This window comes from Chitinilyticum litopenaei DSM 21440, assembly GCF_000428145.1.
Classification (GTDB): domain Bacteria; phylum Pseudomonadota; class Gammaproteobacteria; order Burkholderiales; family Chitinibacteraceae; genus Chitinilyticum; species Chitinilyticum litopenaei.
In genome coordinates, this window is sequence record NZ_ATZJ01000011.1 from 47,521 (window position 1) to 73,115 (window position 25,595).

Sequence of the window (25,595 nt, forward strand, 5' to 3'; positions counted from 1 at the left end):
AAGAAGATTGCCATGCTGAAAAACGATACCTTCCTGCGCGCACTGCTGCGCCAGCCCGTTGACTACACCCCGATCTGGCTGATGCGCCAGGCCGGCCGCTATCTGCCGGAATACTGCGCGACGCGCAAGGTGGCCGGCTCCTTCCTGCAGCTGTGCAAGTCGAAGGAGCTGGCAACGGAAGTCACGCTGCAGCCGCTGGAGCGCTTCCCGCTGGATGCCGCCATCCTGTTTTCCGACATTCTCACCGTGCCGGATGCCATGGGGCTGGGCCTGTATTTTGCCGAGGGCGAGGGCCCGAAATTCGAGCGTCCGCTGCGTGACGAAGCCGCCATCAAGGCGCTGGCCGTGCCGGACATGCGCGAGCTGCAGTATGTGTTTGACGCCGTTTCCAGCATCCGCCGCGCGCTCGATAATCGCGTCCCGCTGATCGGTTTTTCTGGCAGCCCGTTTACGCTGGCCTGTTACATGATCGAAGGCGGTGGCTCGGATGACTTCCGCCGCGTCAAGACCATGATGTATGACCGCCCGGAGCTGCTACACCATATTCTGGAAATCAACGCGCTGACCGTCATCGACTACCTCAATGCGCAGATCGACGCCGGTGCGCAGGCCGTGCAGATTTTCGATACCTGGGGCGGGGCGCTGGCCTATGGCAAGTACCAGGAATTCTCGCTGGCCTACATGGCGAAAATCGTGGCCGGGCTCAAACGCGAGAAGGATGGCCAGCGTATCCCCGTGATTCTGTTTACGAAAGGCGGCGGCCAGTGGCTGGAAGAACTGGCCGCGACCGGCTGCGATGCACTGGGGCTGGACTGGACGGTGAACCTCGCTGAAGCGCGCCGTCGCGTCGGCGACAAGGTCGCGCTGCAGGGCAATTTCGACCCCAATGCGCTGTTCGCCCAGCCGGCGGCCATCGAGCAGGAGGTGAAACGCCTGCTGGCCGACTACGGAAACGGCAGCGGTCATGTGTTCAATCTCGGGCATGGCATTTCGCAGTTCACCAACCCGGAACATGTCGCCGCGCTGGTGCAGGCCGTACACAGCCACTCCAGAGCTTACAAATAATGCATTTTTGCGTAATGCCACGAATTTTCAATAGCTTGCCACCGGAATATGAAGTAGCACGGCAGTAACCCGCAGCAAGTTATGCACAAAGGCAGTGCGTCAGGAAAATGCTTGTCAAGAGGGTGTGGCGATTTTTTTCAAAGACGTTGCAAATTTGCAAGTTGTTGATTTTCAATGGTTTTATTTTTGGTTCATTTTTTGGGCAATCTAGCCCGGAGCTTGATCCTGCTGGCTTTGGGGCGGTTTTGCGCAGTTTGTTCACAAAGTTATCCACAGAAACTGTGAATAAGCCCGGCAGCAGGCGTGGCCTGGGGTGAAGTGAAAGAAACATGACAGATAGCTTCGTCCAGGTCGCGCTGGATGTGCCCTTGCACCGCGAATTTGCCTACCGGCTGAGCACCGGGAGCGTGCGCCCCGGCGAGCGCGTACTGGTGCCGTTCGGTCCGCGCCGGCTGTCGGGCATCGTGCTGGCGGTGACGGCCGATGCCGGCGATTTTGCCGGCAAGGTGCGCGACGTGCTTGCGGTGCCCGGCGACATGCCGGCGCTGCCGGCGGAAGTGCTGGCACTGTGCCGTTTTGTTGCCGACTACTACCATCATCCGCTGGGCGAGGTGCTGGCGGCGGCCATTCCGGTGGTGTTTCGCGGAACGGCGGCCTTTGTGGCGCCCGAACCGGATTGCCATTTCAGTGCGCCCGATTTGCCGGCCCTGCTCGCCAGCCTCTCGCCACGGGCGCATGCCCAACGTGCGGTGGCCGAGCTGCTGGCAGGCTCGCCCGGCCAGGCCGAGCTGCGCGCGCGGCATCCGCAGGCGCTGCGCTGGGTGCGGACCTGGCAGGCGGCCGGGCTGGTCACGGCGAGCCTGACGCCGGTGCCGGCTGCGTCCTTGCTGGTCGGCGCGCAGCCGGAGCTGAACGACGAGCAGCAGCAGGCGGTCACGGCGCTGTGCGACGCCCGCGGCTTTGCCGCCTTTCTGCTGTTCGGCATTACTGGCAGCGGCAAGACGGAAGTCTATCTGCGCGCCATTGCCGCCCAGCTTGCCGCCGGCCGGCAGGTGCTGGTGCTGGTGCCGGAAATCAACCTGACCCCGCAGCTGGAAGGGCGTTTTCGCGCGCGTTTCCCGGCCACCACGATTGCCAGCCTGCACAGCGGGCTCAGTGACCGCCAGCGCGCGCTCAACTGGCTGGCTGCCGCCAACGGCGAGGCGGGCATCGTGCTCGGCACACGCCTGTCGGTGTTCACCCCCGTGCCGCAACTCGGGCTGATCATCATCGACGAAGAGCATGATCCGAGTTACAAGCAGCAGGAAGGCGTGCGTTATTCGGCGCGCGATGTGGCCGTCTACCGGGCGCGCAAGGCGGGGGTGCCCGTGGTGCTCGGCTCTGCGACGCCGAGCCTGGAAACCTGGCAAAACGCCGTGACTCGGCGATATACCCTGCTGACCCTGCGTCGCCGCGCCATTGCCGGAGCGGGGTTGCCGTCCATACGTCTGCTGCCGGTCAAGAAAATCCGCTCGGCTGACGGCCTGCATCCGCTGGCGCAGGAGGCCATCCAGCGCGCGCTGTCCGCCGGGCAGCAGGCGCTGATCTTCATCAACCGCCGCGGTTATGCGCCGGTGCTGGCCTGCACCGAGTGCGGCTGGATGGCCAGCTGCCGGCATTGCGCGGCCCGGCTGGTGCTGCATCTGAATGAAAGGCGCCTGCGCTGCCATCACTGCGGCTATGAAGAAGCCATCACGCCGGTCTGCCCGGATTGCGGCAATCATGACCTGCAGGCCGTGGGTCATGGCACCCAGCGCCTGGAAGACATTGTCGCCAGCCAGTTTCCACAGGCGCGCGTGCTGCGCATCGACCGTGACAGCACGCGGCGCAAGGGCGAGCTGGATGCCGCCCTGCAACAGGTGCACGAAGGCGAGGCGGACATTCTGGTCGGCACGCAGATGCTGGCCAAGGGGCATGATTTCGCCCGCCTGTCCTGCGTGGTCGTGCTCAATGCCGATACCAGCCTCTACAGCATGGATTTTCGTGCCGAGGAACGGCTCTTCGCACTGCTCACGCAAGTGGCGGGCCGCGCCGGGCGGCACGGGCAGGGGGGCGAGGTGCTGATCCAGACGCTGTTCGAGGATCACCCTTTCTATGCCCAGCTGCTCGATGGCGACTATGCCCGGCTGGCGCAGCGCCTTCTGGCCGAGCGCCAGCAGTTGCGTCTGCCGCCAGCGGTGGCCTGGGCGATGCTGCGCGCCGAAGCGCCGCAGGCCGAGCGGGTGGCGGCCTTTCTGGCCGCCGCGCGCGCCTGTTTTCCGCTGCTGCGTGGCCTGACCGTGCACGAGCCGGTGGCGGCCAGCATGACCCGCCGGGCCGGGCAGGAGCGCATGCAGGTGCTGATCGCGGCCGACACGCGTGCGGTGCTGCATGCTGCGCTGCACGCCGCCATGCCGCAGATCGACGCGCTGCCCGCCAGCCAGATCCGCTGGATTCTCGACGTGGACCCGCTGGAAGTGTGACCGCTGCGCGCCAGCCGCCGCGATCCGGCTTGGGCTGCGTGCGGCAAATGCACTATGCTGGCCCTCATCCGCAACCGTGACCGGAGCAGCCTCATGCCGCAATTCCTGACCCCGTTTGGCCCCATCGACGTCGACCCCGACACCATCATCGAATTTCCGCTGGGCCTGCCCGGTTTTGAAGACAGCAAGCGTTTCAAGCTGCTGCACGAAGACAAGGCCGACCCGACCGTGCTGTGGCTGCAGTCGCTCGATCAGCCGGAAGTCACCTTCAGCGTGGTCGAAGCCAACCGGCTGGGCCTGGGCTATCAGATCGTGCTCAATGACGACGAATGCGAGCTGCTGCAGCTGTGTGACGACGACGAAGCCTTGCTGTTGCTGATCCTGGCGCGGGATGAGGCATCGGATTCCGTCAAGGCGCTGATGCAGACCCCGCTGGTGCTCAACCCGCGCGCGCGCCGCGCCATGCAGAAGGCGCGGCTGAAGGCCAACATCGTGTTCAGCAACGACTGAATGCCGCGTGCATCTTGCCGGCAGGCGGCAAGAGTACAGGGCCGGCCCAGCCGGCCTTTTGTCTTTCCGGGGCCGGGAAAGCGTGGTGTGGCCGGCTGCCTTACGGTATTATTGCCGGATTTTGCGCCTCGCCCGTCGGGCGGGCGGGACATGTGCCGTGGAGATGAGCCAGCCATGAAAACCACTTTTCTCGACTTCGAGCAGCCGATTGCCGAGCTGGAAAACAAGATCGAGGAACTGCGCTTTGTGCAGGACGATTCCGCTGTCGATATTTCGGTGGAAATCTCGCACCTGGAAAAGAAAAGCCAGGAACTGACCAAGACCATCTACGGCAAGCTGACGCCGTGGCAGATTTCGCAGGTCGCTCGCCATCCGCAGCGCCCCTATACGCTGGATTACATCGCCGGCATCTTTACCGATTTCGAGGAACTGCACGGCGACCGTGCCTTTGCCGACGATCCGGCCATCGTGGGCGGGCTGGCGCGCTTCAATGGCCAGTCGGTCATGGTCATCGGCCACCAGAAGGGCCGCGACACCAAGGAGCGCCAGTACCGCAACTTCGGCATGCCGCGTCCCGAGGGGTACCGCAAGGCGCTGCGCCTGATGAAGCTGGCCGAGAAATTCAACCTGCCCATCATCACCTTCATCGACACGCCGGGCGCCTATCCCGGCATCGGCGCCGAAGAGCGCGGGCAATCCGAAGCCATTGGCCGCAATCTCTTCGAGATGACCAAGCTGCGCGTGCCGGTGATCTGCACGGTGATCGGCGAGGGCGGCTCGGGTGGCGCGCTGGCCATTGCCGTGGGCGACGTCGTGCAGATGCTGCAATACTCGACCTACTCGGTGATTTCGCCGGAAGGCTGCGCCTCCATCCTCTTCAAGACCGCCGAGCGCGCCCCGGAAGCGGCCGAAATGCTCGGCATCACCGCCAACCGTCTCAAGGCGCTGAATCTGGTCGACAAGGTGATCAACGAGCCGGTCGGCGGCGCGCACCGCAACCCCGCGCAAATGATGGCCTCGATGAAAAAATCGATTGCCGACGCCCTGCGCGCCCTGCAGGAAAAGCCGGTCGACGAATTGCTGGCAACCCGCTTTGACCGGCTGATGGAGTATGGCAAGTACAAGGAAGAAGCCATCGCCTGAGGCGCTGGCCGGGCGCGTCGCCGCCTGGCTGCAACACAGGCTGCCTGAACTGCCCCAGGGCCACCCGATCCAGCTTTGTCTGGGCCTCTCGGGTGGCCTTGATTCCATGGTGCTGCTCGATGTACTGGCGGGCTTGCGCGAACCGCTGGGCTTTTCCCTCAGTGCACTGCATGTGCACCATGGCCTGCAGGCCGCTGCCGACGACTGGGCGGCCTTTGTCGAGCGCGAATGCGCGGCACGCGCCGTGCCCTGCACCGTGCAGCGCGTGCAGGTCGCCGCCGCTGGCAACGGCATCGAGGCCGCCGCCCGTACGGCGCGCCATGCCGCCTTTGCCGGCCATCTGGCCAGCCTGGACAGCCCGGCGCGCGCCATGCTCGTCGCGCACCATCGTGGCGATCAGGCCGAAACGGTGCTGCACCATCTGCTGCGCGGCAACGGTCTGGCCGGTCTCGCCGGCATGCCGCCAGCCCGCCAGTTTGCCGGTGGCGCGCGCCTGTGGCGACCGCTGCTGGACGAAACGCGCGACACCTTGCAGGCCTGGGCCGCCAGCCGGGGGCTGGCCTGGGTGGACGACCCCAGCAATGCCGAACTGCAGTACACGCGCAACCGGCTGCGCCACGCAGTCCTGCCGCCGCTGGTGACCCATTTTCCGCACACAGAGGCCGCACTGGCGCGCGTCGCCCGCCATGCTGCCGAAGCATCCGAGCTGCTGGCCGACCTGGCTGCGCTGGACCTGCATCGTGCCGTCAGCGGCGACGGCTATGCCCCCGCCACACTGCGCTTTCTGCCCGAGCGTCGCCAGCGCAACGCCCTGCGGCACTGGCTGGGGCAGCACGGCGTGCAGCCGGATGCTGCCGTTTTCGATAACCTCTGGGTATCGCTTGCCAGCCTAAACGAGGAAAGCGCTCTGACTATAAAGGTGGGGGAGTATTGCGTGCGCGCCTATCGCCAGCGCCTGTTTGTCACGCCCGCCCATCTGCACAGCGGCAAACCTTACCCGCTGCACGGCGACCAGCCTGCCGACGCTCTGGCACGGGCCGCCGGCTGGTCGCTGGCGCCCTGCTGGCGGCAGCAGGAGCGTGGCCTTGCACTGCGGCATCTGCAGCAGGGGCTGACGGTGCGCGCGCGGCGGGACGACGATGTGCTGCTGGTGCGCGGCCTGCACCGCCAGTTCAAGAAACTCTGCCAGGAAGCCGGCATCCCGCCCTGGTTGCGCGCGGTGCTGCCGGTGCTGGAGATCGGTGGCGAGCTGGCCGCGATAGCCGGCGTGGCCGTGGATGACCGCTTTGCCGCCGCTGCCGGCGAGGAGGGCTGGTGGCCCGGCATTTGCGGGGCGGTGGATGGCGATCAATTCAGCCCTCGGAATATTGAATTCCCGTAGGAGCGAGCTTGCTCGCGATCAGCCACACCTCGCGAGCAAGCTCGCTCCTAACAGGCTGTTGAAAAAGTCGGTTTTTCCGGCAGCATCAAGCACCGGGCAAAGCCCGGTGCAAGCGACCTCTTGAAAAATCAATGCTTTACAATTTTTCTTTTCATACATTTTTCCCGGCTTTGCCGGAAAAAACGAGACGCGGGGTGTTTTTCAACACCCTGCTAAGGGTGGCGCCTCACACCCGCAGTGTCAGCCCGTCGGCCAGTGCGCTGCGATAGGCGCGCCAGGCGGGGATCAGGCCGCTTAGCGCCCCTGCGGCCAGTACCAGCGCCAGCAGCAGCCACTCGGTGGCGCTGGGCGCGGCAATGCCGATGTGCAGGCCATATACGGTGCGAAGTACCGGCCTGCAGGCAAACAGCAGCAAATACAGCAGGCCCATACCCAGCAGAATGCCAGCGCTGACCAGCGCCACGGTTTCGCCCATCAGCAGGGTGAAAATGTGCCGCGGGCGGGCGCCGGTGGCGCGCAGGATGGCCATCTCGCGGCGACGTTCGTTCAGGCCGGTCAGCAGCGCTGCGAGCATGCCAAACAGGCCGACCACGACGACCAGGCCGCCTACCACCAGCAGCGCCTGCTCGGCCACCCGCAGCAGCGCCCACAATTCGCTGAGCGCCACGCCCGGCAGGATGGCCAGCAGCGGCTCATCGGCGTAATCGCTGATCGTGCGCTGCACGGCAAACAGCTGGCTGCGGCTTTTCAGGCCGACATAGAAGGCGGTGATGCTTTCCGGCTGGGCATCGGCGCTCACGCCTTCGGCGAGCAGGCCGCTTTGCGCCAGCAGCGAGGCGCTGCCGGATTCCCAGCCGGCATGGATGGCTTCCAGTCCGGCGAGGCTGACATGCACGGTATCGTCCACCGGCGTGCCGGTGGACGCGAGGATGCCGCTGACCGTGAACGGCTGGTCCTCGTGCTCGCTGAGCGCGCCTTCGCCGCTGCCGTGGGTGAGCACCAGCCGGTCGCCGGGCTGGTAGCCGAGCCGGCGGGCGACTTCGGCGCCGAGCACCGCGTCGTGCACGCCGGAGAACGGTTTTCCAGCGGCGAAGGTCAGCGGCTGCGCGTCGCCATAGCGCAGATGGCGGAAGTAATCACCGGTGGTGCCCAGCACGGCAAAGCCGCGATGGCTGTCGCCCAGCGACACCGGAATCGTCCAGGCGATGCGCGGGTCCTGGCGCAGGGCCTGATAGCTGTCCCAGCCGATATTGTTGCTGGCGTTGCCGACGCGAAACACGCTGTAGAGCAGCAGCTGCACCGAGCCGGTGCGCGCGCCGACGATCAGGTCGGTGCCCGCGACGGTATTGGCAAAACTGGCGCGCGCTTCGCTGCGCAGGCGCTCGACGCCGATCAGCAGCAGCACCGACAGCGCCACGGTAAGGATGGCCAGCGCCGCGGTCAGCTTGCGGTTGGCCAGGCTTTTCAGCGCCAGTTCAAGCATGGTCGGCCTCCGGGCGGGCGGCGTTGAGGTCGGCGAGCGCGACCGTGCGGTCGAAATGCGCGGCCAGCGTGGCATCGTGGCTGACGAAGACCACGCTGCTGCCGTGCCGGGCGGCCAGGCGCAGCAGCAGGTCGATAAAGGCCTGGCGGCGTTCGCCATCCAGCGCCGAGGTCGGCTCGTCGGCGATCAGCAGTTCTGGCGCGCCGATCAGCGCGCGCGCCAGCGCCACGCGCTGCTGCTGGCCGACCGACAGCGTGTTCACCGGGCGCCGGTGCAGCGCCGGGTCGGCCAGATCCAGTTCGGCCAGCAGCGCTTGCGCCGTGCGGCGCACATCGCCGGCCTGCTGGCGGCGACGCGCGGAAAAGCGGCAGGGCAGCAGCACATTGTCGAGCAGGTCCAGATAGGGCAGCAGATTGAACTGCTGGAACACATAGCCGATGTGATCGGCGCGAAACTGGTCGCGCGCGCTGGCCGCCAGCGTGGAAAAGGGCCGCTCCAGCAGGCGGATGCTGCCGGCCTGCGGGCTGGCGATGCCGGTCAGCAGGGCCAGCAGCGTGCTCTTGCCGCTGCCGCTGGCGCCGTGCAGAAAGACGCGCTCGCCGGCTTCCAGCCGGAAGCGGGCGATGTCGAGCACCGGGGCATGGCCCGGCCAGGCGAACACCAGCTCTTCCAGCTCCAGCGCCGCGCTCATGGCTATTTGCCCTTGAGCGCAAGCGCCTCGCCACGGCGCAGCGTCTGCCGGCTCTGGCCGGATGCCAGCGCCAGGTTGACGGTGAGCTTGTTCAGGCGCGGGTAGTGCTGCCACAGCTGCAGCGTCAGCCGCTCGGGCAGCGCCTGGCAGCTCAGGGTGTAGCTGGCGCTGACATCGCTGTGTTCGCCCTTGCCAAAGGCCGGCAGTGCGACCTGCCCGGCGCTGGCCGTGCAGCCCGCCGGAATGTCCAGCAGCGTCGTCGCCCGGGCAAGCTGCTTGCCGAGTTGCTCAAGCTCCGCTTTTTGCGCCGGGGTTTTCGGGGCGTGCTCGAAGCCCAGCAGATTGTCGGCCGGACTATCGAGCGCGATATGCAGCGTTGTGCCGTCACTGGCGACATCCAGCGTCGCCACACCGTGCTGGTGCGCGGCGTGCTGATGCGGCTTGCCAGCATATACCTGGCTGGATATGGCGATACAGGCAATCAGGATGAATGGCTTCAAGGCAATACCCCGTTGTTGATTGACTAGACTTTCAGTGAAACCCGAATTGACCACAGAGGCACAGAAAACACAGAGAAAAGCGGGAGTACGTCATAGGTTTTCCCGATGAGCAAGAAGGCTCAGCAAACGGTAAACATCGTCGTTCCCGCGTCCCACGGGGATTCCCTTCGGTCAAGGCGGGAACCCAGCAATGCCGCGTGGATACTGGATGCCCGCCTTGACCGAGGGGAATTCCCGTGGGACGCGGGCATGCTGTGCTGATAAGTCTTGCTGAATCAGGTAGACATTTCTCAGGGTTTTGCTTCCTCCGTGCCCTCGGTGTCTCTGTGGTTCAAGCGGTTGTTGCGCTTTGCCGAGAAGGATTTCCACGCAGGAGCAAGCTTGCTAATTGGGCTTGCGCTTGTACTCGGTGACGCCGTCGGCCTGCATCTGGTAGCCGACATCGACCTCGGCGCTGCCGTCGGCCAGCGCCAGATTGCTGCGGCTCTTGCGCACGCTGAGCTTGCCGGTGACGGTGATCGGCGCGAACAGCCGCTCGCTGGCATAGCCGGCCGGGTAACGCACCACCACCAGCTGGTTGGGCGGCGGCGGCGGCACATGGATGCAGGCGCCGATCACCGGCACCAGCAGAAACTCCGTGACCTTGCCGTCCTTTTCCTGCAGCGGCAGCAGATAGCCGGACAGCCGCACCGGCTGCTGATCCAGCTCGCCGACCAGCTCGCTGACGCGCCTGGCCTCGTATCTGGCGATCTGCTCGACCAGCGCCTGCACGTCGGCGAATTTCTCGGCCAGCAGGGCCTTGTCGTTCTCCACCAGATGCTCGGGCTTGATCTGGCCCTTTTTCAGCGCATCCTGCAGCTCGCGCTGGTTCACCGCGCGCAGCAGCCGGTCTTTCTTTTCCTGCGGCAAGTCATTGACCTGCTTGCGCAGCGCCGGTGCATCGGGCTGCAGGTCTTTCCACTGGATGTCGCGCCAGGCTGTCGCCGCCAGCAGCGGCATGGCAATCAGGGCCAGGAGACCCAGCGTGACCAAGCGGGAGAAAAGGGCGGGGATGCGCATGGCGGAACAACCGTAAATGTAACTGTGTTGCATTATGCCGCGTTACCGGCAAATGGGCATCTGCCGGCGACGGCGGTGTTGCGCGGGATGGGGGCTGGAACACATTCACGCGCTGGAGGGGCGGCAGCATGTGAGCTTTCGCCTTCGCGTAGCGGTGGAAGACGGAGTTTAGGCCTCATCAAGCCGAGCGAACGATAATGACGTGGTCAAGCCCGACACAAACTGACTGAAGCTCGAGGCAAGAATAATCACCTCCGGCTGTTCGCCATAGACGTCGACCCAAGCCACTTGCGGCTCGCCAGAGGGGCCGCATTTGCTGTAGTCAAACATGACAACAGTGTGTCCAGCTGCCGGTGTCTCCGCAAAAACAAAGCCAAGGGTCGGGTAGCCCCAGTCAGAATTGATCTTTAACTCTGATGTAGCGTCGATTCCGTATTTCCCGCCTATGCCGCGAATCCCAGTTATTGAGATGTGGTCTCGTGCCCAGGAAGTCGGGCGGTCAACAGCGAAACAGTCATACCTGGTGCTGCCGCCATTCTTGATGTAGAGGAGCTCCAGATACGCGGCTGGAAACTTGAGGCCAAGTTCCATTTCCGCAGCCTTGACCGCATTGCGCGACAGCGTCGGACCTGTGAACCAATCCGAATCATCGAACGGGGTATCGGCGAGAGGTACTTGCGGCCGGGACAGGATTTCGATGGCATCCTCAACGTCGCCTTTCGCTGCATCAAGTGCCAAGCGACACTCCGCTACACGCTTCCCGGAGGCGAGCTGTACCTTCTTCAAATCGAGCAGGCTTGTGTTCATGGCGTCCAAGCTGTAGTTGATTGAGCGAAAACGCGCTGGCGCAATGAAATATCCAGCATATTTGGAGTCTAGTGGCGTGCAGGGTTAGGCCGCCGCTTTGGGGGAGGGCTTGAACAACTGCTTATTGATCCGGCCCTCTGATGTTTTTACTCGTAGGAGCGAGCTTGCTCGCGATCAGCAAGGCTTCGCGAGCAAGCTCGCTCCTACGGAAATTCAAACTTCCGAGGGCCGGATCAATAGGTTGAATACGCATATCCACCCAGGCGGGAGACCAGGAATGCAACCGGCTCTCCAATGAGATTGGGATCACTTGAGCTGATTACCCCCTCGGCCTTGAAGAGGCCGCAATCTACAACCACGGGGTTAACGCTAACCACCCTGCCGAAGGCGCGATAACGCCAGCCTTGAATTTGCTCTAACCCCATGTAGCCTTCGGGATTGCCAGAGAAGATGGCTTCCCATTCTTCGCTTTCATCGAGGAAGGGGCTGAACTCAAATTCGAATTCTTCACCGAGCTTTGGGGATGAGGCAGCGCTGACACTGAATTCATCCATGACACAAAGACGTTGGCCTTGAACCTCAATGATCGCTTCAAGGTAAGGACCAGCTGTGGAAATCAATTTTGCACGGACCATATACAGCCTAATGGAGGTAACTGCTAGCTGGAGCTGTGTAGCAGCGGAGTGCACTCACGGAGCCACCGAAAAAACCGCAGCCGCTCAGCCTTCATGCCGGGGGTGGGCTGTTCATCGCCGGCCTTGTTTTTCCTCTGTGGTGACGGTTTTCCGCATCGCCCGGGAAGCATGCTTGACCGGTAGCGGTCCCGTAGCGGCCGTCACTCCGTTCCCAGTCGGGCAAAGCGCGGCACGTCCACGCCATTGATCTGCACCGTTTCGATGAACATTGCATACGGGCGCACCCACAGCGCGCCTTCGCCGTAGAGCGGGCGGTAGACGACCAGCCATTCCAGCGTTTCGCTGTGGCGCGCCAGGTCGATCACCTCGTACTCCTTGCCCTTGTAGTGACGGTAGCGGCCCGGCGCCAGTTGCGGGCGGGCGGGGAGTTGCTCGTAGGGTATCTGCATGTGGCCTTTTCCCAGAAATGGTTACGGGGTGATGGGGTGGTGAGTATGAAAAAGGCCTCCTTGCGGAGGCATTGCACTGCCCTGGGCAAACCGCAAAAACCATCCTGATTAGCAAGACTCTTCAGCTTTCTTGCCGTCATTCCGGCGAAGGCCGGAATCCAGAAAGTTCAACGAAACGTTTGCAGTCTGGATGCCGGCCTTCGCCGGCATGACGGGCTGTTAGTGAATGCTTGCTGAGGCAGCTTTCTAATCAGGAAAACCATTCTTACCACAGCGGCACAGCGTGCACAGAGGGGGCAAGCCCTTGAGAAATGCAGGGTGTACTCCCGTTTTTCTCTGTGCTCTCTGTGCCGCTGTGGTTGAATCGGTTTTTTTTGCTGAATGAAGAGCTTGTTCAGGTTTCCGGTCTTGCCCCGGCCTCCCTCACGCGCCCAGCTTGCCTTCCAGCCAGGCGGCGGCGGCTTGCAGTGCTTCGGGGATCTTGCCGGTTTCGGTGCCGCCGGCCTGCGCCATGTCCGGACGACCGCCGCCCTTGCCGCCGACGATCTGCGCGGCGACGTTGACCAGTTCGCCGGCCTTCACCTTGCCCGTCAGATCCTTCGACACGCGGGCGATCAGGCTCACCTTGCCGTCGCTGGCGGAGGCGAGCAGCGCCACGCCGCTTTCCAGCCTGTCCATCAACTTGTCACTCATTTCGCGCAGCGTGCCGGCGTCGACGCCCTCGACATTGCTGCCCACGCACTTCACGCCGCCAATGGTCTTCATGCCGACACCGATCAGGTTGTCGAGCTGCGAGAAGGCCATCTGGCCCTTGAGCGCGCCAACTTCCTTCTGCGCGGCCTTCAGTTCGGCCTGCAGGCGTTCCAGCTTGCTCACCAGTTCGCCAGCCTGCGCGCCGGCGACGCTGGTTGCGGTCTTCAGCTCGGCATCCAGGCCTTGCACAAAGGCCAGCGCGCCTTCGCCGGTCATGGCTTCGACGCGGCGGATGCCGGCAGCGACGCCGCCTTCTGCCACGATCTTGAAGAAGCCGATGTCGCCGGTGCGGTGCACGTGCGTCCCGCCGCACAGTTCGGTCGAGAAGTCGCCCATCTTCAGCACGCGCACTTCGTCGCCGTATTTCTCGCCAAACAGCGCCATCGCGCCGGCCTTGATGGCGTCGTCGTAGCTCATCAGGCCGACTTCCACGCCGTAGTTCTGCATGATGACGTGGTTGACCACGGCTTCGATCTTCGCGATTTCTTCCGGGGTGACGGCCTTGGTGTGGCTGAAGTCGAAGCGGGTGCGCTCGGCCGTCACCAGCGAGCCTTTCTGCTCGACGTGCGTGCCCAGCACTTCGCGCAAGGCGGCGTGCAGCAAGTGGGTGGCGCTGTGGTTGCGCTCGGTGTTGCGACGGGCGTGCAGGTCGATGGTGGCGGTGACGTCGTCGCCCACTTTCAGGCTGCCGCGTGCCAGCTTGCCCTGGTGGCCGAATACGTCGGCCTTGATCTTCTGCGTGTCGGCCACGTCGAACAGCGCGTTCAGGCCGCCGGCGGTGAAGATTTCACCACGGTCGCCCGCCTGGCCGCCCGATTCGGCGTAGAAGGGCGTGTGGTCAAGCACAACCACGCCTTCGTCGCCTTCATTGAGTTGCGATACCTGTTCGCTGCCCTTGTACAGCGCGATCACCTTGGCGTCGCGGCTCGTCAGTTCGTAGCCGTGGAAGCACGAGGCGTCGCCCTCGTAGGCCAGGCCCGCGCTCATCTTGAAGCTGCCGGCGGCCTTGGATTGCTGGCGTTGCGCGTCGAGCATCTGCTCGAAGACGGCGATGTCCACCGTCACATTGCGTTCGCGGCACACGTCGGCGGTCAGGTCGATCGGGAAGCCATAGGTGTCGTGCAGCTTGAAGGCCACTTCGCCATCGAGCACATGGCTGCCGCCAGCCAGCGCGGCGTCCAGCAGCGTCATGCCGTTTTCCAGCGTGCGGCCAAACACTTCCTCTTCCTGGCGCAGCGCGTCTTCGATCACGGCCTGTTTCTGGCGCAGCTCCGGGTAGGCGTCGCCCATCACTTCCGCCAGCGGCGCGACCAGCTTGTGGAAGAAGTAGCCCTTCTGGCCCAGCTTGTAGCCGTGGCGCACGGCGCGGCGGATGATGCGGCGCAGCACATAGCCGCGGCCGTCGTTGGAGGGCATTGCGCCGTCGGCGACCAGGAAGGCGCAGGAGCGGATGTGGTCCGCGATCACGCGCAATGACGGGCTGTCGGCATCAGCCGCGCCGGTGGCTTTCTGCGCGGCTTTCAGCAGGTGCTGGAACAGGTCGATTTCGTAGTTGGCGTGCACCTTCTGCATGACGGCAGAGATGCGCTCCAGGCCCATGCCGGTGTCGACCGAGGGCTTGGGCAGCGGATGCAGGGTGCCGGACTCGTCGCGGTTGAACTGCATGAACACGTTGTTCCAGATTTCGATGAAGCGGTCGCCGTCTTCATCCGGGCTGCCCGGAGGGCCGCCGGCGATGTGCGCGCCGTGGTCGTAGAAAATCTCGGTACACGGGCCGCAGGGGCCGGTGTCGCCCATCTGCCAGAAGTTGTCCGACGCGTACGGCGCGCCCTTGTTGTCGCCGATGCGCACGATCTTGTCCGCCGGTACGCCGACTTCCTTGTTCCAGATCTCGAAGGCTTCGTCGTCGGTCGCATACACCGTGACCATCAGCTTTTCCTTCGGAATACCCAGCCACTCGGGGCTGGTGAGGAATTCCCAGGCGTAGAGGATGGCGTCGCGCTTGAAGTAGTCGCCGAAGCTGAAGTTGCCCAGCATTTCGAAGAAGGTATGGTGGCGCGCGGTATAGCCGACGTTTTCCAGGTCGTTGTGCTTGCCGCCGGCACGCACGCATTTCTGCGAGGTGGTGGCGCGGGTGTAGGGGCGCTTGTCAAAGCCGAGGAACACGTCCTTGAACTGGTTCATGCCGGCGTTGGTGAACAGCAGCGTCGGGTCGTTGTGCGGGATCAGGCTGGATGAGCCGACAATCTGGTGGCCTTTGGTGGCGAAAAACTCAAGAAACTTGGAACGAATCTCTGCTGCTTTCATGGCAAGCGGACCTGAATGGGTAGAAAAACAAAGGCGTCAATTTTACGGGAAAGCAGAGGCGCGTGATAGCGGATTCGCCCGGGCGCAGCGACGGCGCGACGCCCCGCTGGCCGGGGGGGCCTGGCTTGTTCACAGGCAGGCCGGGCCCGGCAAGGTGAATTTGCCGCATTCTGCAGAGGGTGTTTCAGGTACTGCCTTGGGTATGCCTTTGCAGGCATTCATGGCAATTGGCTTGGTGGCTATACCCATTTGATTCCGTTCTATCACCCGTGCTGGCGACAAATGGTAAATGAGAATCCTTGCCAATAGCTGCGCTCTTGCCTGATAATTGAGAACAGTTATCAAGCATTCTTTCAGCGAGCCAGCATGTACGTCTGCATCTGCAACAGCGTCACCGACAAGCAAATCCGCCAGGCCGTGGCCGGTGGCGTGGATTCCTTTCTGGAGCTGCAGTTTGAAACCGGCGTGGCCACCTGTTGCGGCAAGTGCGAAAGCTGTGCGAAAGAAGTGATGGCCGAAGCGCTGTGTGCCAAGAGCAGCAGCGTAGCCTGGTTCCCCAACCAGGGACTGGCCTTGCAGGCCGCCTGAGCGGCGGTGCTGCTGCACCGATCCAGACAAAAATCGATCCAAACAAAAACGGGAAGCATGGCTTCCCGTTTTTGCTGTGAGGCCCGAGCGTGCTGGCGGGAGCCAAAGTATTCCCGCTGGCTGGGCAGCAATGTCTGGCCCACCGAAAACCTGTCAACGCAGAGACGCAGAGAAAGGCATATTCCCTGGCGGTTTTCTCTGCGTCTTTGCGTCTCTGCCTTGGGTTTTGTCCTGATCATTGATCCGGCCCTTTGATGTTTTCTGTCGCAGGAGCGAGCTTGCTCGCGATCAGCAACGCCTCGCGAGCAAGCTCGCTCCTACAGGAATTCAAACTTCTGAGGGCCGGATCAATAGGTGGCGTCACGCTGCCGTTGCTTAGCGCTGCGGAAGCCCCGCAACTCACTTGATGTACTTTCAGCTCATCTGCGACTGCAGGTAATTCTGCAGGCCGACGTGCTTGATCAGGTTGAGCTGCTGTTCCAGCCAGTGGGCATGATCGACCTCGGTGTCGTCCAGCAGGGTGGTGAGCATCTCGCGGGTGACATAGTCGCGTTCCGTTTCGCACAGTGCGATGGCGGACTTCAGCGCGGCGGCGACGTCGTACTCGGTCTGCAGGTCGTTTTTCAGCATGGTTTCCACGTCGGCGCCGATGCGCAGCGGCGTGCGGGCGGCGACATTGGGCGTGCCATCCAGAAACAGGATGCGCTCGATCAGCTTGGTGGCGTGGCCGAGTTCATCGTCGCGTTCGTGGTGAATGCGCGCGTACAGTTGCTCGAAACCCCAGTTGCGGTACATCTCGCTGTGGACGAAATACTGGTCGACCGAGGTGAGTTCGGCGGCGAGGAGCCCGTTGAGCGCCTCGATGACTTTGCTGCTGCCTTGCATGGTGTCTCTCCTTGTCCTTGTCCGGCTTATTCGGCCATCTGCGACTGCAGGTAATTGGCCAGGCCAACGTCCTTGATCAGCGTGTGCTGGGTTTCCAGCCAGTCGAGGAATTCTTCTTCATCTTCCAGCATTTCGGTCAGCTCTTCGCGACTGACATAATCCTGCGCGCTTTCGCACACGGCAATCGCCTCGCGCAGCGCGCTGAGGTGTTCGCTGACCAGCCGCTGGTCGCAGCCCAGCATCTCGACCGGGTTTTCGCCGATCAGCAGCTTGCCCAGCTGTTGCAGATTGGGCAGCCCTTCCAGAAAAAGGATGCGTTCGATCAGTTTGTCAGCGCGTTTCATCGCGTCGATGGATTCGTGGTAATCCTTGTCGTTCAGCGCCTTGTAACCCCAGTTCTTGTACATGCGTGCATGCAGGAAGTACTGGTTGATGGCGGTGAGCTCGTTGCCCAGTACGCGGTTGAGCTGGGCAAGAACCTGTTTGTCGCCTTGCATGGTGGTTTCTCCTGTGGCCGGCATTTTTGCCTTGTAGCGCTTATTCTACGCGGCGAATGTGGCAATACAACCTTGTTTTGAAAAGGTATTTTCGTAATGAAATGTGTTCCCGTTCTTGCCTGGGCAGGTGGGGCGGAATGGCCTCAGCCCGGCCGGCCGCCGGAAGGCGGGCGAAGCGGCTGGCCGCGCGGTTCACAAAGACGCGCGGGCGAATGCTGTCGCGAGTTGCGACCGGGAGCGATTGCTTTTGCATGGGTATGTGGCTGCAGCCTTTATGAATGAAGCCCTGTGGGTTTATGGGGGGGCAGTATGATCTGAACGCCTCACGCCTCACGCCTCACGCCTCACGCCTCGGCACGCAGAGCTCACGCCGCCAGTGCCTTGCTGACGATTTCGAAGGTGTCCGGCGAGAGTCCCGCGCAGGCCTTGATGCGCTGCAGCTCGGCGCGCATCAGCGCGCGGCGGCTCAGGTCCACCTTGGTCCAGCGGTTGAAGCAGGTGGCGAGCCGCGCGGCGATTTGCGGGTTGATGGCATCCAGCTCGATGATGCGGTCGGCCGCAAAGGCGTAGCCGTAGCCGTCGGCGCTGTGGAAATGCAGCGGGTTTTGCAGGCAGAAGGCGCTGATCAGCGCGCGCACCTTGTTCGGGTTTTTCAGCGAAAAGGCCGGGTGTTCGAGCAAATGCTGCACGCGGCTGAGTGTGCCGGGGCGGCGGCTGGTGGCCTGCAGTGCAAACCATTTGTCCATCACCAGCGCGTCGCCCTGCCAGGTGTGGGCGAAGTCGGCCAGTTGCGCCTCGCCACCGCCACGGTTGACCAGCGCCCTGAGCGCGGCCAGCCGGTCGGTCATGTTGTCGGCCTTCTGGTATTGCCGGGCCAGCAGGTCGCCGGTCATGCCTTCGTCGAGTTCGGCCAGGTAATCGAGGCAGACATTCTTCAGGCTGCGGCGGGCGACCTGCTCGCCGTTGTAATGGTAGGGCTGGCCGTCGTTGAGCTGCTGGTAGCGCTGCAGCAGTTGCGAGCGCAGCGCGCGCGCCAGTTGCTGGCGCACCTGCTGGCAGACCTGCGCCAGCCGCACCGGGTCGACTTCTTCCAGCTGTTCGAGCAGGTAGTTTTCGCGCGGCAATTCCAGCATCAGTGCAACCAGTGCCGGGTCGAGCTCGGGCTTTTCCAAGAGCGTGCGAAACGCCGCACTGAAGGCCTCGGGCACGCTGACCGCTTCGCCGCGCGTGGCGGTGGCGTACTGCGCGCACATGAGGCGTACCGCGTAATTGTTCGCGGCCTCCCAGCGCGCGAAGGCGTCGTCGTCATGCGTCATCAGGAAGACCAGTTCGTCATCGCTGTAGGGGTAGGCCAGCGTCACCGGTGCGGAAAAATCGCGCAGCAGCGAGGGCACCGGATGGCAGGGCAGGTTCACAAAGGTGAAGCGCTCGCAGTCCTGGCGCAATTCCAGGATGCGCTCGGTGGCGTCGCCAGCGGCCTCGCCGGCCGATTGTGTGGACAATTGCAGCGGCAGGGGCTGGCCGCGCCGGTCGATCAGCGCCAGCGCCAGCGGAATGTGCATCGGGTCCTTGTCATGCTGACCCGGCGTGGGCGGAATGCTCTGCCGCACCGTCAGCGTGAAGCTGCGCTCGGCTTCGTGCCACTCGCCCTCGATATCCAGATGCGGCGTGCCGGCCTGGCTGTACCACAGCGCGAACTGGTCGAGATTCACGTGGTTGGCATCCGCCATCGCCGCGCGAAAATCGTCGCAGGTCACCGCCTGGCCGTCGTGCCGCTTGAAGTACAGATCCATGCCGCGGCGGAAGCCCTCGCGTCCCAGCAGCGTGGCGTACATGCGCACGACCTCGCTGCCTTTCTCGTAGACGGTCCAGGTATAGAAATTGTTGATTTCCAGGTATTCGTCGGGGCGCACCGGGTGTGCCTGCGGGCCGGCATCCTCGGCGAACTGGTATTCGCGCAAGGCGCGCACGTTCTGGATGCGCGTGACCGAACGGCTGCCGATGTCGCTGGAGAACTCCTGGTCGCGGTAGACGGTGAGGCCTTCCTTCAGCGAGAGCTGGAACCAGTCGCGGCAGGTCACGCGGTTGCCGGTCCAGTTGTGGAAGTACTCGTGCGCCACCACCGAATCGATGCCGTCGAAATCGGCGTCGGTGGCCGTGTCGGGCTTGGCCAGCACGTACTTGGTGTTGAAGATGTTCAGGCCCTTGTTTTCCATCGCGCCCATGTTGAAGTCGCTGACCGCCACGATCATGTAGGTGTCCAGATCGTATTCCAGGCCGAAGCGCTCCTCATCCCACTGCATGGCCTTTTTCGCGGCGGCCACAGCATGCGGGCATTTGTCGAGATTGCCTGGCTCCACATACACCTCGACATTCACCGTGCGCCCCGAGGCGGTGACGTGGCTGTCGCTCATGGCCACCAGCTTGCCGGCCACCAGCGCGAACAGGTAGGAGGGCTTGCGGAACGGATCGACCCATTTCACCCAGTGGCGGCCGCGGTCCATCTGGCCGGCGCCGACGCGGTTGCCGTTCGAGAGCAGCACGGGGTATTTCTGCCTGTCGGCGATCAGCGTGGTGGTGAACTTGGCCATCACGTCCGGGCGGTCGAGGTAGTAGGTGATCTTGCGAAAACCCTCGGCTTCGCACTGCGTGAAGAAATTGCCGCCGGACACATACAGGCCCATCAGGCTGGTATTGCTGGCCGGATTGACGCGGGTGACGATTTCCAGAATCGCTTCTTCCGGCATCGCTGCAATCGTCAGGCTGTGCTCGTCGCGCTGGTAGGCGCTGGCCGGCAGCGGCGCGCCGTCGAGCTTCAGGCTGTCCAGCTGCAGGCCTTCGCCATGCAATACCAGCGGGGTATCTGCCGCTGTACCCTTGTTGCGCTTGATGACCAGCCGGTTACTGACGCGGGTATCGGTTTCATCCAGTTCAAAGCTCAGGTCGACGCGGTCGATGAGGTAGGCAGGTGCGGTGTAGTCGAGGCGGCGGATGGCTTGGCGATCGGTCATGGGCATCAGAAAGCTGGGGATAAGCAAAACCCGCCAAGCTTAAACCGTGTATCGCCATGTAACAATCATGGATTGTTGCTCTTGCTTGCGCTGCCACAAAGCGTTAACGCGGCGCAGCGGTTACATATAGCTTTTTTGGTTGGTCTTAGAAACAAATATTCGTTTTATCAATATGTGATGCCCGGTATAGTTTCAACCAATCGTGCAATGGGCCACCCTGCGCACCGTAATTCAAAACAAGGGCGAGCCTGGCCGCGACGCCCAACAGCAAGAGTGCAGAGCAGATGTACATCTACGACGACTATGACCAGAAAATCGTGGACCAGCGCGTAGCGCAGTACCGCGACCAGACCCGCCGCTATCTGGCCGGCGAACTGACCGACGACGAGTTCCGTCCGCTGCGTCTGCAGAACGGCCTCTACATCCAGCGCCATGCGCCGATGCTGCGCGTCGCCATTCCCTACGGCAACCTGCGCAGTGATCAGGTCCGCAAGCTGGCCGAGCTGGCGCGCAAGTACGACAAGGGTTATGTGCACTTCACCACCCGCCAGAACGTGCAGTACAACTGGCCGGCGCTGGAAAACGTGCCCGAGATGCTGGCCGAGCTGGCTTCCGTGCAGATGCACGCCATCCAGACTTCCGGCAACTGCATCCGCAACACCACCTCCGACCAGTTCGCCGGCGTGGCCTACGACGAGATCGTCGATCCGCGCCCGTGGTGTGAAATCATCCGCCAGTGGTCGACCTTCCACCCCGAATTCGCCCACCTGCCGCGCAAGTTCAAGATCGCCGTCAATGGCGCGCAGGAAGACCGCGCCGCCGTGCTGGTGCACGACATCGGCATCAATGTGAAGCTGAACGCACAAGGGCAGGTTGGCTTCGAGATTTATGTGGGCGGCGGCCTGGGCCGCACGCCGATGATCGGCGACCTGATCAAGCCCTGGCTGGAGCCTGCCCACCTGTTGACTTATCTCGATGCCGTGCTGCGTGTGTACAACCGCTACGGCCGTCGCGACAACAAGTACAAGGCGCGCATCAAGATTCTGGTCAAGGCGATGACGCCGGAAGTGTTCGCCGCCAAGGTTGACCAGGAATGGGCCTACCTGAAAAACGGCCCGCAGACGCTGACCGACGAGGAAATCGCGCGCAATCACCGCTTCTTTACCGCCCCGGCTTATGAAAGCCTGCCGGGCGACGATCCGTCCTTCCTGGCTGCCATCGAGGCTAGCCCGGCGTTTTCGCGCTGGGTGGACCGCAATGTCTTCGCCCACAAGGTGCCGGGCTATGCCGCCGTGACGCTGAGCCTCAAGCAGCATGGCGCCGCGCCGGGCGATGCCACCGATGCCCAGCTGGACGCCGTGGCCGATCTGGCCGACCGCTTCAGCTTTGGCGAGGTGCGCGTGTCGCACGGCCAGAACCTGATTCTCGCCGACGTCAAGGAAAGCGAGCTGTTCGCGCTGTGGGAAGAAGCCAAGCGCATCGGCTTCGCCACGCCGAACATCGGCCTCTTGACCGACCTGATCTGCTGCCCGGGCGGCGATTTCTGCTCGCTGGCCAACGCCAAGTCGCTGCCGGTGGCCAAGTCCGTGCAGGAGCGCTTTGACAACCTCGATTTCCTGTTCGACCTCGGCGAAATCGACATCAACATCTCGGGCTGTATCAACGCCTGTGGTCACCACCACATTGGCCACATCGGCATTCTGGGTGTGGACAAGAACAACGCCGAGTTCTACCAGATCACGCTGGGCGGTCGCCAGGGCGTTGACGCGCAGATCGGCAAGGTGATCGGGCCATCCTTCGCGCAGGAAGAAATGGCCGACGTGATGAGCAAGATCATCCAGGTCTTCGTCGACAACCGCGAAGGCGACGAGCGCTTTATTGATACCTTCGACCGTATCGGCATCGATCCCTTCAAGAACAAGGTGTATGAAGGCAGACCTGCCGGCCGCGCCAAGAAGGAGGTGGAAGCATGAGCCGCATCATCGTAGACAAACAGATCGTCGACTGCGACGCCCCCATCCTGCGTGCCAACGAAGATGGCAGCTTCCCCATTGTTCCGGAATTGTCGGAGCAGGGCCTCGTCTTTGTCTCGCTGCCGCAGTATCTGGCGCAAAAGGCCGAGCTGACTGCCCGCGGCGACGTGGGTGTGTGGTTCGCGGCGTCTGACGAGCCCGAGCTGCTCGGCGCGGACGCCGCGCAGCTTGCCTTCATCGCCGTCGAATTCCCGGCCTTCACCGATGGCCGCGGCTTCTCGATCGGCCGGCTGCTGCGTGAGCGCTACGGCTTCACCGGCCAGCTGCGCGCCTTTGGCGATGTGTTCAAGGACACGCTGAACTACCTCGCCCGCTGCGGCTTCAACGCCTTTGCCGTGCGCGCCGACAAGGACATCGAGGATGCGGTGAAGGGCATCGATGATTTCACCGAGTTCTACCAGAGTTCTGTGGGTCAGCCGCAACCGCTGTTCCGTCGCCGCTGATTTTTAGGGTATTGCGTCGCAGCCCTTTATCCGTAATGGCTGCAGGGTGATACCCTGAAAATCAAACAACAACGCCCGTCCTTGTGACGGGCGTTGTTGTTTGTGTGCGCTGATGTTGTGCTGGCTTGCCGTGGGGCTCCTGATTGGCAAGACGTCTCAGCAAAACCCAAATCAAGCGCAGAGGCACAGAAAGCACAGATGAAAAGCGGCAGCACCGCATTGGCGTTTCTCGGGTTTTTGCTGCCTGTGCCCTGTGTATGTCTGTGCTTGAATGGTTTCTCCTGATAAGGGTGGCCAGCTCAACAACTCGTCATGCCGGCGTCCCACGGGGATTCCCTACGGTCAAGGTCGGCATCCAGAGTGACGCTCGAACAGGCATTGCAACTGGATTCCGGCTTTCGCCGGAATGACGAATTGTACTTTGCTGAGGTGGCTACCTATTGATCCGGCCCTCTGATGTTTTTACTTGTTGGAGCGAGCTTGCTCGCGATTAGCAAGGCTTCGCGAGCAAGCTCGCTCCTACGGAAATTCCAACTTCCGAGGGCCGGATCAATATTCAGGTGGTTTCTTGTGGTTTGCTGAGAAGGGTTTCTAATCAGCTACGGGTGTGCAGGACTTCTGCCGAAAGCTGGCGATGTGGCGGATTTCGGCGATCTTGCCGGCCGCCAGCCCGGCCAGCTCCTGCTCTTCGATCAGCCCCTCGCCCAGCAGGCAGCCGAACAGCACGATCAGCCTTGAATAGCGGTAGTCAAATCTTTCGTCGATTTCGCGTCGCGCGTCGCGCAGAAAACGCTCGATGTTCCACAGGTCTTCCGGCTCGCTGGCCTGCGCCGCTCTTGTCCTGAATTCCGTCATAAGGGCGGCAAATTTGCGCTGTAGCGCCAGCTCGAAGAGGTGTCGGGCGAGTTTCTTTTCGGTGTTGCTCCAGTTCATGTCTGGCATTGCATTCTCCACGCTTGGAAACGGGCAAGGTCGGCAGCGGGTGATTATCGCCGGCCTGCGCGCCGTTGTGGATAGGCGCGCGGCTTTGCGTTCGGGTGCTGGGCCGCGACTGGCGCGGCTGCCGGCCTTGCCTCAGGGAATCTCGTAGACGGTGTACAGATCGCTCAGGCCCCGCAGCGCATGCTGGCGCGGCTGCGGGACGAGATTCTGGCTGGCCAGCAGGCGCATCACCGCGTCCTGGCGGACGATGGGCTCGGTGGCGAAGATGCTTTGCGAATCGGCCAGGCCCTGCACGCGGGCGGCAATGTTGACGGTCTGGCCGAAATAGTCGAGCCGGTCGTTCAGCGATACCGCCAGGCAGGCGCCTTCGTGGATGCCGATCTTCACGACGAGATCCTCACGGCCGCGCTCCGCGTTGAGGCGGCGCATGGCGGCGCGCATCTGCAGCGCGGCGGCGACGGCGCGCTCCGGGCTGGCAGAGGTGGCCATGACGGCGTCACCGATGGTCTTGACCACGGCGCCATGTGCGGCCGTCACCGCCTCGGTCTGCACGCCGAAATGCGCACGCACGAGGTCGAAGGCCTGCAGGTCGCCCACGCGCTCGTACAGTCCGGTCGAGCCCTTGAGGTCGGTAAAGAGAAAACTCAGGCTGGTCAGCTGCAGGCGCTGGTCGACGTCGAGCGTGTCGCCGCGGTAGATGTCGCGGAAGGTCTGGTTGGTCAGCAGGCGCGCGGCGGTCAGGTAGCGCTTGCGGTGCGCGATCATGTCCTTGAACGACGGGCCGCCGATGTAGATGCCGGGCAGCACGCGCTGCTTGGTGCGGTTTTCCAGGCTCAGGCGCAGCGGGCCGGGGCGCAGCTTGCGCGGCGGCAGGCTGAGTTCTTCGCCGGTGTAGACGACGGACAATTCCTGCCGCTGCGCCGGTGGTTCGCCGCGCACGTTCAGGTGTTGCGCCGTGTGCGTGACCGGCTCGAAAAGGATGAGGAACTGCGGCGGCAGCTGCAGCGACATCTGGCATTTTTCTCCCGGCGCCAGCTCGATGGTGTCGAGCGTGATGCGTGCGGCCAGCTGCTCGAAGGCTGCGCCCTCGGGCAGGGCCAGCCCCGAGCTCCAGAAGAATTGCCGCAGGTATTCCCAGAACGGCAGCGATTCCGGCTCGTGCCCGGCAATGCGGCGCACGCGGCGGTTGACGCTGAAGCTGGCTTCGACCACTTCATCCAGCGTCGGCGCATAGGCCACGGTGCAGATGGCGCAGTGGTATTCGTCGCGGCGCAGCGATTTCAGCGTGGCGTTCGCGCCCAGCACGCCGCCGCAGCCGGGGCAGAGCAGGTTCCACTACAGGTCGAAGAGCCCCACGCGCACGGCGTGCACAAAGCCGGTGATCGCATCTTCCTCGTCAACGCCATGGCGCGCGGCGAAGTCGAGCACGTTGACGCGATTGAGCTCGCGGTCGCTGCCTTCCTGCACCAGCCTGCGCAGCGCAGCGGCAAAGCCGGCCGGGGCGCTGTGTTCCAGCGCGTGAAAACGCGACTCCACTTCGGCATCCAGCATGCTGATTCCCCCTGTGCGGCGACTGCCAGTATAGGCGGCGATGCGCTGCCACTGCTGCGGGCGCGTAATCCCGGCCGGCTGGCCGCAGCCTGCCGGTAGCTGCACAGGCGGTTTTGCAGTTTGCTATGGGTATATGGCTGTAGCCAAATATTTGCAAAGGCTGTGGGCATATATCATAGAGTGTATCTGGTGCTTGCCGCCGAGGGGCGGGTCCGCCCGGGCAAGGGGGTCTTGCGTGCCGGAGGCCAGCGGGATTGCCGCGCCGACGGCCAGACCTGGCTTCGCGGCGCGCTTCCGGGAATCGCTTTCAATCTCATTCCACGCTTGCGCTTGGGAATGCCCTTGTCTTGAATGGGCTTAC

The 25,595-nt window shown here is 63.2% G+C and carries 21 protein-coding genes and 1 pseudogene; 8 read left to right on the forward strand and 14 right to left on the reverse strand.

Annotated elements, in window-relative coordinates; all coding sequences use genetic code 11:
- Nucleotides 1-6 precede the first annotated feature (6 nt).
- The 5 genes from hemE (at nt 7) to tilS (ending at nt 6,600) form a co-directional block, all read left to right on the forward strand.
- Nucleotides 7-1,065 (forward strand): uroporphyrinogen decarboxylase, encoded by a 1,059-nt coding sequence (gene hemE, locus C515_RS0105995; RefSeq protein WP_028454803.1) that lies wholly within the window; start codon nt 7-9, stop codon nt 1,063-1,065.
- A 329-nt stretch (nt 1,066-1,394) separates the two neighbouring features.
- Nucleotides 1,395-3,566, forward strand: coding sequence for a primosomal protein N' (locus C515_RS0106000; protein WP_028454804.1), 2,172 nt, complete (start codon nt 1,395-1,397; stop codon nt 3,564-3,566).
- A gap of 93 nt (nt 3,567-3,659) precedes the next feature.
- Nucleotides 3,660-4,076 (forward strand): flagellar assembly protein FliW, encoded by a 417-nt coding sequence (gene fliW, locus C515_RS0106005; RefSeq protein WP_043648345.1) that lies wholly within the window; start codon nt 3,660-3,662, stop codon nt 4,074-4,076.
- A 174-nt stretch (nt 4,077-4,250) separates the two neighbouring features.
- Nucleotides 4,251-5,219 carry an acetyl-CoA carboxylase carboxyltransferase subunit alpha gene (locus C515_RS0106010; protein WP_028454806.1) on the forward strand — a complete coding sequence of 323 codons (969 nt, stop codon included), beginning with the start codon at nt 4,251-4,253 and terminating at the stop codon, nt 5,217-5,219.
- The gene (gene tilS, locus C515_RS19765; RefSeq protein WP_081686783.1) at nt 5,188-6,600 is read left to right on the forward strand and encodes a tRNA lysidine(34) synthetase TilS; all 1,413 of its coding nucleotides are present in this window, start codon (nt 5,188-5,190) and stop codon (nt 6,598-6,600) included. Before C515_RS0106010 ends, tilS begins: the two co-directional genes overlap by 32 nt.
- A gap of 226 nt (nt 6,601-6,826) precedes the next feature.
- On the opposite strand, the gene C515_RS0106020 is transcribed toward tilS, so the two are convergent.
- The 8 genes from C515_RS0106020 to alaS all read right to left on the reverse strand — a co-directional run bounded on the left by C515_RS0106020 (nt 6,827) and on the right by alaS (nt 15,284).
- Nucleotides 6,827-8,083 (reverse strand): ABC transporter permease, encoded by a 1,257-nt coding sequence (locus tag C515_RS0106020; RefSeq protein ID WP_028454807.1) that lies wholly within the window; start codon nt 8,081-8,083, stop codon nt 6,827-6,829.
- On the reverse strand, nt 8,076-8,774 hold the full coding sequence (locus tag C515_RS0106025; protein ID WP_028454808.1) for an ABC transporter ATP-binding protein: 699 nt from the start codon (nt 8,772-8,774) through the stop codon (nt 8,076-8,078). The genes C515_RS0106020 and C515_RS0106025 overlap by 8 nt, the downstream gene beginning before the upstream one ends.
- 2 nt (nt 8,775-8,776) lie before the next feature.
- The gene (locus C515_RS22345) at nt 8,777-9,274 is read right to left on the reverse strand and encodes a ZrgA family zinc uptake protein (RefSeq protein WP_051304682.1); all 498 of its coding nucleotides are present in this window, start codon (nt 9,272-9,274) and stop codon (nt 8,777-8,779) included.
- Between the two features lie 384 nt (nt 9,275-9,658).
- Nucleotides 9,659-10,333: a DUF3299 domain-containing protein gene (locus C515_RS22350; RefSeq protein ID WP_051304683.1), complete on the reverse strand. Its 675-nt coding sequence runs from the start codon at nt 10,331-10,333 to the stop codon at nt 9,659-9,661.
- 168 nt (nt 10,334-10,501) lie between these two features.
- Nucleotides 10,502-11,140, reverse strand: coding sequence for an SMI1/KNR4 family protein (locus C515_RS19780; RefSeq protein ID WP_144290366.1), 639 nt, complete (start codon nt 11,138-11,140; stop codon nt 10,502-10,504).
- A 233-nt stretch (nt 11,141-11,373) separates the two neighbouring features.
- Entirely contained in the window at nt 11,374-11,775 is a 402-nt protein-coding gene (locus C515_RS0106045) for a hypothetical protein (RefSeq protein ID WP_028454809.1), read from the reverse strand.
- A 200-nt stretch (nt 11,776-11,975) separates the two neighbouring features.
- Nucleotides 11,976-12,224, reverse strand: coding sequence for a DUF1653 domain-containing protein (locus C515_RS0106050; RefSeq protein WP_051304685.1), 249 nt, complete (start codon nt 12,222-12,224; stop codon nt 11,976-11,978).
- Between the two features lie 423 nt (nt 12,225-12,647).
- A complete protein-coding gene (gene alaS / locus C515_RS0106055; RefSeq protein ID WP_028454811.1) occupies nt 12,648-15,284 on the reverse strand; it encodes an alanine--tRNA ligase in 2,637 nt (878 codons plus the stop codon).
- Between the two features lie 366 nt (nt 15,285-15,650).
- On the opposite strand from alaS, the gene C515_RS19785 reads away from it, so the two are divergent.
- Complete coding sequence (locus tag C515_RS19785) at nt 15,651-15,872, forward strand: bacterioferritin-associated ferredoxin (protein ID WP_051304686.1); 222 nt, start codon at nt 15,651-15,653, stop codon at nt 15,870-15,872.
- A gap of 414 nt (nt 15,873-16,286) precedes the next feature.
- Here the strand turns inward: C515_RS19785 and bfr (C515_RS0106065) are convergent, their stop codons facing one another.
- The 3 genes from bfr (C515_RS0106065) to pepN form a co-directional block, all read right to left on the reverse strand.
- Complete coding sequence (gene bfr, locus C515_RS0106065; RefSeq protein ID WP_028454812.1) at nt 16,287-16,757, reverse strand: bacterioferritin; 471 nt, start codon at nt 16,755-16,757, stop codon at nt 16,287-16,289.
- 26 nt (nt 16,758-16,783) lie between these two features.
- Complete coding sequence (gene bfr / locus C515_RS0106070) at nt 16,784-17,254, reverse strand: bacterioferritin (protein ID WP_028454813.1); 471 nt, start codon at nt 17,252-17,254, stop codon at nt 16,784-16,786.
- A 365-nt stretch (nt 17,255-17,619) separates the two neighbouring features.
- On the reverse strand, nt 17,620-20,265 hold the full coding sequence (gene pepN, locus C515_RS0106075; RefSeq protein WP_028454814.1) for an aminopeptidase N: 2,646 nt from the start codon (nt 20,263-20,265) through the stop codon (nt 17,620-17,622).
- Nucleotides 20,266-20,549: 284 nt separating this feature from the next.
- Between pepN and C515_RS19790 the strand changes: the two genes are divergently transcribed.
- Together C515_RS19790 and C515_RS0106085 are read left to right on the forward strand one after the other, a co-directional pair.
- Nucleotides 20,550-22,238 (forward strand): nitrite/sulfite reductase, encoded by a 1,689-nt coding sequence (locus C515_RS19790; protein WP_043648348.1) that lies wholly within the window; start codon nt 20,550-20,552, stop codon nt 22,236-22,238.
- Nucleotides 22,235-22,741: a DUF934 domain-containing protein gene (locus C515_RS0106085; RefSeq protein ID WP_028454815.1), complete on the forward strand. Its 507-nt coding sequence runs from the start codon at nt 22,235-22,237 to the stop codon at nt 22,739-22,741. Before C515_RS19790 ends, C515_RS0106085 begins: the two co-directional genes overlap by 4 nt.
- A gap of 591 nt (nt 22,742-23,332) precedes the next feature.
- Here C515_RS0106085 and frp read toward each other — a convergent pair.
- The 3 genes and pseudogenes from frp to C515_RS24535 form a co-directional block, all read right to left on the reverse strand.
- Nucleotides 23,333-23,683, reverse strand: a complete 351-nt coding sequence (gene frp, locus C515_RS0106090; protein ID WP_028454816.1) for a fluorescence recovery protein — start codon at nt 23,681-23,683, stop codon at nt 23,333-23,335.
- 132 nt (nt 23,684-23,815) lie between these two features.
- The gene (locus C515_RS24530) at nt 23,816-24,409 is read right to left on the reverse strand and encodes an adenylate/guanylate cyclase domain-containing protein (protein WP_281170850.1); all 594 of its coding nucleotides are present in this window, start codon (nt 24,407-24,409) and stop codon (nt 23,816-23,818) included.
- A pseudogene (locus C515_RS24535) lies at nt 24,395-25,234 on the reverse strand (DUF5939 domain-containing protein); the annotation flags it as partial. The gene C515_RS24530 and the pseudogene C515_RS24535, both read right to left, overlap by 15 nt.
- Between the last annotated feature and the right edge of the window lie 361 nt (nt 25,235-25,595).

Excerpts from the sequence above, each read along its gene's own strand:
- C515_RS0106000 (WP_028454804.1), top strand. The coding sequence starts at position 1,395 with ATGACAGATAGCTTCGTCCAGGTCGCGCTGGATGTGCCCTTGCACCGC.
- fliW (WP_043648345.1), top strand. The coding sequence starts at position 3,660 with ATGCCGCAATTCCTGACCCCGTTTGGCCCCATCGACGTCGACCCCGAC.
- C515_RS0106010 (WP_028454806.1), top strand. The coding sequence starts at position 4,251 with ATGAAAACCACTTTTCTCGACTTCGAGCAGCCGATTGCCGAGCTGGAA.
- tilS (WP_081686783.1), top strand. The coding sequence starts at position 5,188 with ATGGCAAGTACAAGGAAGAAGCCATCGCCTGAGGCGCTGGCCGGGCGC.
- C515_RS0106020 (WP_028454807.1), bottom strand. The coding sequence starts at position 8,083 with ATGCTTGAACTGGCGCTGAAAAGCCTGGCCAACCGCAAGCTGACCGCG.
- C515_RS0106025 (WP_028454808.1), bottom strand. The coding sequence starts at position 8,774 with ATGAGCGCGGCGCTGGAGCTGGAAGAGCTGGTGTTCGCCTGGCCGGGC.
- C515_RS22350 (WP_051304683.1), bottom strand. The coding sequence starts at position 10,333 with ATGCGCATCCCCGCCCTTTTCTCCCGCTTGGTCACGCTGGGTCTCCTG.
- C515_RS19780 (WP_144290366.1), bottom strand. The coding sequence starts at position 11,140 with ATGAACACAAGCCTGCTCGATTTGAAGAAGGTACAGCTCGCCTCCGGG.
- C515_RS0106045 (WP_028454809.1), bottom strand. The coding sequence starts at position 11,775 with ATGGTCCGTGCAAAATTGATTTCCACAGCTGGTCCTTACCTTGAAGCG.
- C515_RS0106050 (WP_051304685.1), bottom strand. The coding sequence starts at position 12,224 with ATGCAGATACCCTACGAGCAACTCCCCGCCCGCCCGCAACTGGCGCCG.
- alaS (WP_028454811.1), bottom strand. The coding sequence starts at position 15,284 with ATGAAAGCAGCAGAGATTCGTTCCAAGTTTCTTGAGTTTTTCGCCACC.
- C515_RS19785 (WP_051304686.1), top strand. The coding sequence starts at position 15,651 with ATGTACGTCTGCATCTGCAACAGCGTCACCGACAAGCAAATCCGCCAG.
- bfr (WP_028454812.1), bottom strand. The coding sequence starts at position 16,757 with ATGCAAGGCAGCAGCAAAGTCATCGAGGCGCTCAACGGGCTCCTCGCC.
- bfr (WP_028454813.1), bottom strand. The coding sequence starts at position 17,254 with ATGCAAGGCGACAAACAGGTTCTTGCCCAGCTCAACCGCGTACTGGGC.
- pepN (WP_028454814.1), bottom strand. The coding sequence starts at position 20,265 with ATGACCGATCGCCAAGCCATCCGCCGCCTCGACTACACCGCACCTGCC.
- C515_RS19790 (WP_043648348.1), top strand. The coding sequence starts at position 20,550 with ATGTACATCTACGACGACTATGACCAGAAAATCGTGGACCAGCGCGTA.
- C515_RS0106085 (WP_028454815.1), top strand. The coding sequence starts at position 22,235 with ATGAGCCGCATCATCGTAGACAAACAGATCGTCGACTGCGACGCCCCC.
- frp (WP_028454816.1), bottom strand. The coding sequence starts at position 23,683 with ATGCCAGACATGAACTGGAGCAACACCGAAAAGAAACTCGCCCGACAC.